Origin of the sequence: Mesorhizobium sp. M2A.F.Ca.ET.039.01.1.1 (assembly GCF_003998035.1) — a bacterium.
Lineage (GTDB): Bacteria > Pseudomonadota > Alphaproteobacteria > Rhizobiales > Rhizobiaceae > Mesorhizobium.
In genome coordinates, this window is the sequence record NZ_RZRY01001032.1 from 1 (window position 1) to 1,728 (window position 1,728).

Consider the following 1,728-nt stretch of genomic DNA (forward strand, 5'->3'; position numbering starts at 1 on the left):
CATATGAGCACAGCTTCAACGGCCGGTCGGGGCATACGGTTTCATAACTAGGGGAATACACGCAATAATTTTGTTCGGCCAGACGAAGGCACGGCCGCACCCCGCCATGGCTATGCCGACCTAAGGTCGGCTGGCGGCCTGCCCTGTTCTGGGGGATATTAGGGAAAGGCGGGTCGGCGGCCAAAACAGGGAGTGGGTCATGGCCAAGCATAAAGTCGGCTACCTCATCGGCAGCCTTGCCAAGGGCTCCATCAACCGCAAGCTTGCGAAGGCCCTCGTGAAACTGGCGCCGCCCGAACTTGAGATGACGGAAATCCCCTTCAAGGACCTGCCGCTCTACAGCTACGACTATGATGCCGACTTTCCGCCGGTCGCCCTGGAGTTCAAGAAGGCCATCGCGTCCGTCCAGGCAGTGCTTTTCGTCACGCCGGAATACAACCGCTCGATCCCCGGCGGCCTGAAGAACGCAATCGACTGGGCGAGCAGGCCCTACGGCAAGAACTCTTTCGCCCGCAAACCGACTGCCGTCATCGGAACCTCGCCAGGCGCGATCGCGACAGCCGTCGCCCAGCAGAGCCTGCGCAGCGTGCTCAGCTTCTGCAACGCACCCCAGATGAACTCTCCCGAAGCCTATATCCAGTTTACCCCGGGATTGATCACCGACGACGGCGAGGTGACTGTGGCGTCAACCGAAACATTCCTGCGCAATTACATGGACGAGTTCCACATGTTCATAGCGCGGGTGCTGCAGGTGCTCCCGCCTGATGCATGACGCCGGCCGTTTCGGACTTGTCGCCGGAACGGCCTCGGCACCTTCCTCAGCGTTCGCGGGAGCCTACCATCCTCAACGTGCCGAGCGCGACAAAGCAAAGCGCGACGACCGGGAAGACGACCCAGTTGAGCATCGTCCAGCCCCATGCGTTGTAGATCGCGCCTGACATGAGCGAGGAGAAGGCGACGGAGCCGAACAGGACGAAGTCGTGGAAACCCTGCACCTTGCTTTTCTCGGAGGGGCGGTAGCTGGCCGCGACCATGGCCGTTGCGCCGATGAAGCCGAAGTTCCAGCCAAGCCCGAGCAGGATCAGCGCGGTCCAGAATTGCCACAGATGCAGTCCGGAAAGCGCCACCGTGGCGCAGCCGATCAGGAGCACGAGGCCAGTGGCCAGGATGCGTTCGGCGCCGAAGCGATGGATCAGCGAGCCGGTGAAGAAGCTCGGCCCGAACATGGCCATGACGTGCCAGGAAATGCCCAGCGTCGCATCGTCTTCCGACAGGCCGCAGCCGACCATGGCGAGCGGCGCGCCGGTCATGACGAAGCTCATCAGCGCGTAGCTGCCGACGGTGCAGAAAAGTGCTGCGACGAAACGCGGCTGGGTGACGATTTCAGCCAGCGGCCGGCCATCGCTTGCAGCGGTTTCGGTGACGGTGTTGGTCGTTGAAGACACACGCAGGAACGACAGGATAAGCGCGCCAACCGCCGCAAGCGGCAGGATCGAAGCGAAGGATCCCGCGAACATAACTGGGGCCAGCAGTTCGCGGGTGTAAATGACGATCTGCGGTCCAAGGATGGCGGTGACGATGCCGCCCGCTAGCACAAAGGAGATGGCGCGCGCCTTGAATTGCGGCGGCGCGTTGTCGGCGGCCGCGAAGCGAAACTGCTGCACGAAGGCGCCGCCGACGCCGATCACGCAAAGGCCGAAGGCAAACAGCCAAAAGCTCGCCTGGAAG

General features: G+C 62.5%; 2 protein-coding genes. One reads left to right on the forward strand and one right to left on the reverse strand.

Annotated elements, in window-relative coordinates:
* Positions 1–199: 199 nt before the first annotated feature.
* Positions 200–772 (forward strand): NADPH-dependent FMN reductase, encoded by a 573-nt coding sequence (locus tag EOA24_RS36945; RefSeq protein ID WP_126082936.1) that lies wholly within the window; start codon positions 200–202, stop codon positions 770–772.
* Between the two features lie 46 nt (positions 773–818).
* Here EOA24_RS36945 and EOA24_RS36950 read toward each other — a convergent pair.
* On the reverse strand, positions 819–1,728 hold a 910-nt coding region (locus EOA24_RS36950), incomplete at its 5' end, for an MFS transporter (protein ID WP_133374850.1).